The 7,778-nt window shown below is 65.8% G+C and carries 8 protein-coding genes and 1 pseudogene; 8 read left to right on the top strand and 1 reads right to left on the bottom strand.

Translation table 11 applies throughout. The features are described from left to right. Positions 1-74: 74 nt before the first annotated feature. Positions 75-224, bottom strand: a pseudogene (locus tag ABZ420_RS26655) (cytidine deaminase); the annotation flags it as partial. A 275-nt stretch (positions 225-499) separates the two neighbouring features. Between ABZ420_RS26655 and sdhC the strand changes: the two are divergent. The 8 genes from sdhC (at position 500) to ABZ420_RS26695 (ending at position 7,615) form a co-directional block, all read left to right on the top strand. Then, the gene (gene sdhC / locus ABZ420_RS26660) at positions 500-898 is read left to right on the top strand and encodes a succinate dehydrogenase, cytochrome b556 subunit (protein WP_083863252.1); all 399 of its coding nucleotides are present in this window, start codon (positions 500-502) and stop codon (positions 896-898) included. Positions 899-992: 94 nt separating this feature from the next. Then, positions 993-1,424, top strand: coding sequence for a succinate dehydrogenase hydrophobic membrane anchor subunit (locus tag ABZ420_RS26665; protein ID WP_062971160.1), 432 nt, complete (start codon positions 993-995; stop codon positions 1,422-1,424). A gap of 16 nt (positions 1,425-1,440) precedes the next feature. Beyond that, complete coding sequence (sdhA, locus tag ABZ420_RS26670; RefSeq protein WP_357128034.1) at positions 1,441-3,240, top strand: succinate dehydrogenase flavoprotein subunit; 1,800 nt, start codon at positions 1,441-1,443, stop codon at positions 3,238-3,240. Continuing rightward, on the top strand, positions 3,240-4,013 hold the full coding sequence (locus ABZ420_RS26675; protein WP_040865018.1) for a succinate dehydrogenase iron-sulfur subunit: 774 nt from the start codon (positions 3,240-3,242) through the stop codon (positions 4,011-4,013). The genes sdhA and ABZ420_RS26675 overlap by 1 nt, the downstream gene beginning before the upstream one ends. 161 nt (positions 4,014-4,174) lie before the next feature. Continuing rightward, complete coding sequence (locus ABZ420_RS26680; protein WP_281916700.1) at positions 4,175-4,591, top strand: prevent-host-death protein; 417 nt, start codon at positions 4,175-4,177, stop codon at positions 4,589-4,591. Further along, complete coding sequence (locus ABZ420_RS26685; protein ID WP_357128037.1) at positions 4,588-5,013, top strand: cytotoxic translational repressor of toxin-antitoxin stability system; 426 nt, start codon at positions 4,588-4,590, stop codon at positions 5,011-5,013. The genes ABZ420_RS26680 and ABZ420_RS26685 overlap by 4 nt, the downstream gene beginning before the upstream one ends. Before the next feature lie 313 nt (positions 5,014-5,326). After that, positions 5,327-7,024, top strand: coding sequence for a WXG100 family type VII secretion target (locus ABZ420_RS26690; protein WP_357128040.1), 1,698 nt, complete (start codon positions 5,327-5,329; stop codon positions 7,022-7,024). A gap of 156 nt (positions 7,025-7,180) precedes the next feature. Further along, positions 7,181-7,615: a YbaB/EbfC family nucleoid-associated protein gene (locus tag ABZ420_RS26695; protein WP_357128043.1), complete on the top strand. Its 435-nt coding sequence runs from the start codon at positions 7,181-7,183 to the stop codon at positions 7,613-7,615. Positions 7,616-7,778 lie beyond the last annotated feature (163 nt).

Consider the following 7,778-nt stretch of genomic DNA (forward strand, 5'->3'; position numbering starts at 1 on the left):
CGTTAGCGAGCTATAACCGAGTGACAATCGGTGATAATTTTCTATTACCGACGGGTAGCTTCGGGCAACACGACTGAGACATTCTCCACATTGCAACCGCTCACCATGCGACCATCGGCGCTGAGAGCCGCAGCGCCGACCGGAAACCGCGAGTACGGCGCATAGGCGTTTCGCATAACTCGAAATGCGTTGTCACGCAGGAGTTTCCAGTCGATTTCCGGCATGGGGAACCTCTCTCGGACCGGCCCGATCGCGGCCGCGCAAGGGCCACGACGGAACCCCGTACACATCAAGAAAGGTAAGCCTAACCCGATCGACTGTCGCGCAACGCACGGTACGCCGAATTAGTTCCGGGATTGCTGGAGGATTAGAGTCCAGAACAGATCGGTTCAGGTTCCTGCGACGGGCCGGAGTACAGCCACCTGGGCATTCGCCCGCCACGCCGTCGGCGTCGGACCTGCGACCGGGTCCATCAACGACGTTGGAGGCACCGCACTCTATGACCACGATTGAAGCTCCGGCCCAGCCGAAGCGGAAGACGCTGTACCGAGGCGACCCCGGAATGTGGTCGTGGGCGCTGCACCGGATCACCGGGGTCACCATCTTCTTCTTCCTCTTCGTTCACGTACTGGACACCGCCCTGGTGCGCGTCAGCCCGGACACCTACAACGAAGCGATCGAGACCTACAAGACGCCCATCGTGGCGTTGATGGAGATGGGCCTGGTCGTCGTCGTCCTGTTCCACGCGCTCAACGGCGTCCGCGTGATCCTGGTGGACTTCTGGTCCAAGGGCCCGAAGTACCAGCGCCTGATGCTCTGGATCATTCTCGCGATCTGGTTCCTGCTGGCCGTTCCCGCGATCGGGCGCCAGTTCTTCTACCTGTTCACGGAGCACTGAAAATGAGCGAGCGAAGCGAGCGCCCAATGAACCGCCCAATGAACACAGCCGCCAGTGCGGTCATGCCGGAACCGAGCGCCAGCGAGGTGCAGGCATGAGCGCACCTGTCATCGGTAAGTCTTATGACCGTCCGGCCAGCCTGGATCTGCCTCGCTCGCCGCGCGCGCGCTCGAACAACAACTTCGAGAAGTACGCCTGGCTGTTCATGCGCTTCTCCGGCCTGCTGCTGATCGTGCTGGTGCTCGGGCACATGGCGATCATGCTGCTGCTCGACGGCGGCGTGAAGCGGCTCAACTTCGCCTTCGTGGCCGGTCGCTGGTCCAGCCCGTTCTGGCAGTTCTGGGACCTGACCATGCTGTGGCTGGCGCAGTTGCACGGCGGCAACGGCCTGCGCACCGTCATCGACGACTACTCCCGCAAGGACTCGACCCGGTTCTGGCTGAAGACCCTGCTGGCCATCTCGATGATCCTGATCATGGGCGTGGGCACCTACGTCATCTTCACCTTCGACCCCAACATCAGTTAGGAACAGGCCCCCTCGCATGAGTGAGCGCAGCGAACGAACCATTGGGACTGGTGAATCTCGTCCTGTCCAGGAGCACCGCTACGACGTCGTCATCGTCGGCGCGGGCGGCGCCGGCATGCGCGCCGCGATCGAGGCCGGTCCGCGTGCTCGGACGGCGGTGCTGACCAAGCTGTACCCGACCCGCAGCCACACCGGCGCGGCCCAGGGCGGCATGTGCGCCGCGCTGGCCAACGTCGAAGAGGACAACTGGGAATGGCACACCTTCGACACCGTCAAGGGTGGTGACTACCTGGTCGACCAGGACGCCGCGGAGATCATGGCCAAGGAGGCCATCGACGCGGTGCTCGACCTGGAGAAGATGGGCCTGCCGTTCAACCGGACGCCCGAGGGCAAGATCGACCAGCGGCGCTTCGGCGGGCACACCCGCGACCACGGCAAGGCCCCGGTCCGCCGCGCGTGCTACGCCGCCGACCGCACCGGTCACATGATCCTGCAGACGCTGTACCAGAACTGCGTCAAGCACGACGTGGAGTTCTTCAACGAGTTCTACGTGCTGGACCTGGTGCTGACCGAGAGCGATCGGGGCCCCGTCGCGACCGGTGTGGTCGCCTACGAACTGGCCACCGGCGAACTGCACGTCTTCCACGCCAAGTCGATCGTGTTCGCCACCGGCGGCTCGGGCCGGATGTACAAGACCACCTCCAACGCGCACACCCTGACCGGCGACGGCATGGCGATCGTGTTCCGCAAGGGCCTGCCGCTGGAGGACATGGAGTTCCACCAGTTCCACCCGACGGGTCTGGCCGGGCTCGGCATTTTGATCTCCGAGGCCGTCCGCGGCGAGGGCGGCATCCTGCGCAACGCCGACGGCGAGCGGTTCATGGAGCGCTACGCCCCCACCATCAAGGACCTCGCGCCGCGCGACATCGTCGCCCGCTCGATGGTGCTGGAGGTGCTGGAGGGCCGCGGCGCGGGACCGAACAAGGACTACGTCTACATCGACGTGACCCACCTCGGTGAGGACGTGCTCGAGGAGAAGCTGCCCGACATCACCGAGTTCTCCCGCACCTACCTGGGTGTGGACCCGGTGAAGGAACTGGTGCCGGTGTTCCCGACCTGTCACTACGTGATGGGCGGCATCCCGACCCGCATTCGCGGCGAGGTGCTGCGCAACAACAGCGACGTCGTCCCCGGTCTCTACGCCGCGGGTGAGTGCGCGTGCGTCTCGGTGCACGGCGCCAACCGGCTGGGCACCAACTCGCTGCTGGACATCAACGTGTTCGGCCGTCGCGCGGGCATCGCCGCCGCGGAGTACGCGCAGCGCAGCGAGTTCGTCGAGATGCCGGAGAACCCGGCGCAGATGGTGCAGGACTGGCTGGCCCAGCTGCTCAGCGAGCACGGCGACGAGCGGGTGGCCGACATCCGCACCGAGCTGCAGCGGTCGATGGACAACAACGCCTCGGTGTTCCGCACCGAGGACACGCTCAAGCAGGCGCTCACCGACATCCACGCGCTCAAGGAGCGCTACGCGCGGATCACCGTGCAGGACAAGGGCAAGCGCTACAACAGCGACCTGCTCGAGGCCGTCGAGCTCGGCTTCCTGCTCGAGCTGGCCGAGGTCACCGTGGTCGGTGCGCTCAACCGCAAGGAATCGCGCGGTGGCCACGCTCGCGAGGACTACCCGGACCGCGACGACGTGAACTTCATGCGTCACACGATGGCCTACAAGGAGGGCGCGGATCTCCTGTCGGACATCCGCCTGGACTTCAAGCCGGTGGTGCAGACCCGTTACGAGCCGATGGAGCGTAAGTACTGATGACTGCTGTTGCCGAAGCACCCTCTTCGCAGAAGCCCGCTCCGGTCCCGGAGGGCTCGGTGATGATCACCGTCAAGGTGGCTCGGTTCAACCCGGAGGACGACAAGGGCGCGCACTGGGAGTCCTTCCAGGTGCCGGTCCTACCGACCGACCGTTTCCTCAACGTGCTGACCTACATCAAGTCCTACCTGGACGGCACGCTCACCTTCCGGCGTTCCTGCGCGCACGGCGTCTGCGGTTCGGATGCCATGCGGATCAACGGCGTCAACCGGCTGGCCTGCAAGGTGCTGATGAAGGACATGCTGCCCAAGGGCGACAAGTCGATCACCGTCACCGTCGAGCCGATCCGCGGCCTGCCCGTGGAGAAGGACCTCGTGGTGAATATGGAGCCGTTCTTCGACGCGTTCCGCGCCGTGAAGCCCTACCTGATGACCTCGGGTAACGAGCCCACCCGCGAGCGCATCCAGAGCCAGGCCGACCGCGCCCGGTTCGACGACACCACCAAGTGCATCCTGTGCGCCTGCTGCACCACCTCCTGCCCCGTGTACTGGAGCGACGGCAGCTACTTCGGCCCGGCCGCGATCGTGAACGCCCACCGTTTCATCTTCGACAGCCGCGACGAAGGCGCCCGCGAACGCCTGGACATCCTCAACGACGTCGAAGGCGTCTGGCGCTGCCGCACCACCTTCAACTGCACCGACGCCTGCCCGCGTGGCATCGAGGTCACCAAGGCCATCCAAGAAGTCAAACGAGCGCTCCTGTTCACCCGCTGATTCGCTCGCACAAGCCGATCGAAGGTCGCCTCTCTCTTCGGAGGAAGGCGGCCTTCGTCGTTCCAAATGGCAACGACATCCTCGGACGAGCAGTACGTCGCGTACTTGACGTACTTCCGTGGGGGCGCGAGTATGGATACGCAGCGATTTGGAGGTGACCGATGTCAGCGGTGCACTATGACAGCTACACCGACGCACGTGCTCATCTCAAAGAACTATTGGATGCGGCCGTACGAGGGCGTGTGGCGACCGTTCGGCGCGACACCGAGTACGCCGCAGTCGTCGATGCCGAACGGCTCCGCTACATGCTCGCGAAGGTTTGCCCGTCCGGGGCGGAAGTGGTCGCCGAGAACGGGGGGTGGTCGGTGTTCCTACCAGGCTTGCCTGTGGCCGCCGACGGCAGCACGCTCGATGAGGCCATCGACGAGACGATCGCCGCACTACGCGAATACGCCGAGGACTGGCAAACCAGACTGCGGGATGCGCCGAACCATCGGGAGAACTGGGGCCTCATTCAGCTGATCGGCCTCAGCGACGACGATCAACTTCGAGAATGGCTGGTCGGAGCCACGAAGTGACCTGGCCGCAGCCGACTCGCAAACGCCACGAACAGTTTTGCGAGATCGAGGGGTGGGAGCGGATACGGGATGCACGAGGCCGCACTGGAACGCACCACGTCACGTACGAATTGGGCCTACCGGATGGCAGGATTCTGCGCACACGCATCTCCCATCCAGTCGACCGCACAAGTTACGGCGCATCACTGTGGGCGCACATTCTGCGGGATCAACTCGACGTCACCGCGGATTCGTTCTGGGAGTGCGTCTTGAATGATGTGCTGCCGAACCGCGGTTTTCCAGAACTGCCCAAGGCATCGCTGCCCCTCGATCTCGTGCACCTGCTGATTCATCGGGTGGGTCTCACCGAGGACGAAATCGCCCAGATGAGCAGGGAGGAAGCGATCGCTCGCATAGAGCGGTTCTGGACCGAAGGACGGTGATCCCACCTTTCGAAGAAGACTCCAGGCTGCGGCCGAGGCCATTCGCCGTCCTCGGGCCGCATCGCCGAGTGGTGGCGGTCAATCGGCACGTCGCGTCGAACCTGGCGTCATGGCCGTTCCGATCGGACGTCCCCGCAGACCGGGCAGTCCGGCCGAGGCGAGCGGCCGCTACGTTCCCGCCGACGGGAACACCAGTGAACGTCGCTTATGCTTCGGCTCGGGTCGGCCTGGCGCGTGGCGGTTCGCCGATGCGCGACGTCCCGTTCAGCAGCCGAAGACGGCCGGGCCGTCCGATATCGAGCCAGGGGGTTGCGTGGCCGAATCACTGTCGGTCGACCCGGCCCAGCTGCGCGAATCGGCGGCGGAGTTGCGGCAGGCGGCCGAGGACGCCGAACGGGTGGCGAACGAACTGAAGGCGGCACTCGCCGACGAGGGTGAGTTCTGGGGTGACGACGAAGCCGGCGAGACGTTCGCACACACTTACAAGCCCGGTGCCGACCGTACGTTGGAGGGGTTCGACGATCTCGTCGCGGATATTCGGGCGATGAGTTCCGCGATGAAGCATGCGGCCGATGCGTTCGAGGACGGGGACCACTACGGGCGGCAGAACATCCGGAACTCGGCCGACGATGGCATCCCGTACACGAACGCACCGAGCCGGAACCGGTCGGCAGGACCCATTCCGCAGGCGACGTCCAGCGAACCCCTGAGCCACACAAACGATTCCGCACGGCCACCGGCCACACCCCATCGTCCGGCGAACGGAGATTCCGCCCGTCCGCACCCCGACGCCCCGAACAACCGCGGCGGCGTCGATACACAGCAACCCCTGGCATCCGGACAGCAACCTCCGGCGTCCGGCCAGCAACCCGCAGCGGCCGGCCAGGAGCCCGCGGAGTCCGGACAGCAACCTCCGGAAGCCGGACAGCCGGACGATTCGACGAGCAATTCCCCGAAAACCGATGCGCCCGAGGACAAATCCGGCGACCAGCCCCCGGCAGCCGAGACCGGATCGCCGACTACGCCCGGTAACGGCACAGAGCGACAGGGAGCGTCGGCGAATACACCGACGGGGAAGCAGGCGGGCCCACAGACGATGCCGGGCGGCCGCAACGACTCTGGCAAGCCGTCGGCGAATACGCCGTGGACGCGGAACGGGTCGGGCACCCCTTGGGCAAAGGCTCCGAGCCCCTCCGGCGCGCCGGTGAACGAAACCCCGCCTCGGGTGTCTCCTCCACGCGCCCCGGACCGCCCGCCCGCGGGCAAGAAGCCGGAGCAGGCTCCGAAACGCCGCGAGCAGAAGCGGGCCCCGAAACCCGCAGGCGTGCGTGCGCGCCGAGCAACCGATGCCGAGGCCATGCGGATCGCGCGGGAGATGGCCGCTCGGCACAACATCGAGATCGTCGGATTCGACGCGGCGGGTATCGCCGCGGCGACGGTCCAGGACATCGCCGATGCTGTCGACACCGTCCTCCCGCGGATGCAGGCCGCACTGCGCGGAATCGAGATCCGGGATGTGACGGGTTCGCTATCTGCCGTCGAGAATCGCGGCTCGGCAGAGCAATCGGGAGCGGTGGCGCCGTGGATCGTGCTGGCTCACAGTGCTGTGCTCGATCCTCGGATGTTGGCCGGCCGTTCCCGGGCGACGACCCGATCCGGTGCCGCACGGCGACGACCGATGTATGCCGCGATCCTGCGGGAACTCGGCGCCGCAATCGACCTCACCGGCGGGTTCCGGGCACACAAGGAGGCGCAACGGGCGCTCATCACCGAATACGTGCGGATCAACGACCCCCGAGGCGAGACGCTGAGCCGGGTGGTCGCCGGCTACAAGCGATGGCGGGCGCAGCTCGGCGACAACTGTTTCGAACAGGGCCTGTTCCTTCCGGGCAGGGCGCTGGCCGAAGGATTCGCCGCGGTCGAATCGAGTGAGGACGAGGCCAACGGCCCGCAGAAGGTGCTGGGTCGGCTGCTGGTGACGATGTCGCGTGCGACGTTGCCGGACCGGTGATGAGACCCGTTGCCGCCTGAGCGGGCGGCGTCTGGTTCTTCCCCCTTCCCACCAGCGGTGAAAGTTGCCACGCACCTCATCGGTCATCATTATGGGCACGTTCGGAGGTCCGCGGTCGGCGCTGTCCGCTGAGATTTCGAGTCGGAAGGTTGTGGCATGGATCGATGGGAGCGCGAAGGCCTCCGCTCGGCCAACAACGGCATGCGCAACCAGCTCGAACATCTCCTCGACTCCTTCGAACGTCAGCAGGGCCGACTCGCCGATGTGTTCGGAGAATTGGAAAACGCTCGCACGCAGGCGAGTTCTCCCGACCAATCGGTAGAGGTGACCGTGGACGCCGCAGGCGTGCTGACGGACCTGCGCCTCACCGCCGCGGCAATGCGCCAGACACCGGAGCAGTTGAGCAGAGCGATCGTGGACGCTACTCAGGCCGCGGCGCGCCGGGCGCAGCAGCATGCCGAAGCCCTCGCCGCACCCCTCGACGACGACTTCAACCACCTGCCCGACCTGCCCGATATCTCCCCGGGTGCCCCCAGCCTCAACGAGATTCGCGCCTTCTTCCGCGGGAACAACGAAGGTTCCCCGAGATAGCACCTGGCCGCGTAGTGCAGACGATGCTGCGTACCTGCCGACAACCGGAGAGGAACTCCCCGCCGGCGGACGGGCCTGGGATTCGGACGCGGCCGTGCGATGTCGGCAGCGGTAGCGTTCACGGAGTCGCTTGCCCGATACGCATCGATGAACGCGAGCGCAC

The sequence above is a fragment of the Nocardia sp. NPDC005745 genome (assembly GCF_040630775.1).
Taxonomy (GTDB): domain Bacteria; phylum Actinomycetota; class Actinomycetes; order Mycobacteriales; family Mycobacteriaceae; genus Nocardia.

Bases quoted from the DNA above. Each gene is read 5' to 3' on its own strand.
- sdhA (WP_357128034.1), top strand. From the start codon at position 1,441: ATGAGTGAGCGCAGCGAACGAACCATTGGGACTGGTGAATCTCGTCCT.
- ABZ420_RS26665 (WP_062971160.1), top strand. From the start codon at position 993: ATGAGCGCACCTGTCATCGGTAAGTCTTATGACCGTCCGGCCAGCCTG.
- ABZ420_RS26675 (WP_040865018.1), top strand. From the start codon at position 3,240: ATGACTGCTGTTGCCGAAGCACCCTCTTCGCAGAAGCCCGCTCCGGTC.
- ABZ420_RS26695 (WP_357128043.1), top strand. From the start codon at position 7,181: ATGGATCGATGGGAGCGCGAAGGCCTCCGCTCGGCCAACAACGGCATG.
- sdhC (WP_083863252.1), top strand. From the start codon at position 500: ATGACCACGATTGAAGCTCCGGCCCAGCCGAAGCGGAAGACGCTGTAC.
- ABZ420_RS26680 (WP_281916700.1), top strand. From the start codon at position 4,175: ATGTCAGCGGTGCACTATGACAGCTACACCGACGCACGTGCTCATCTC.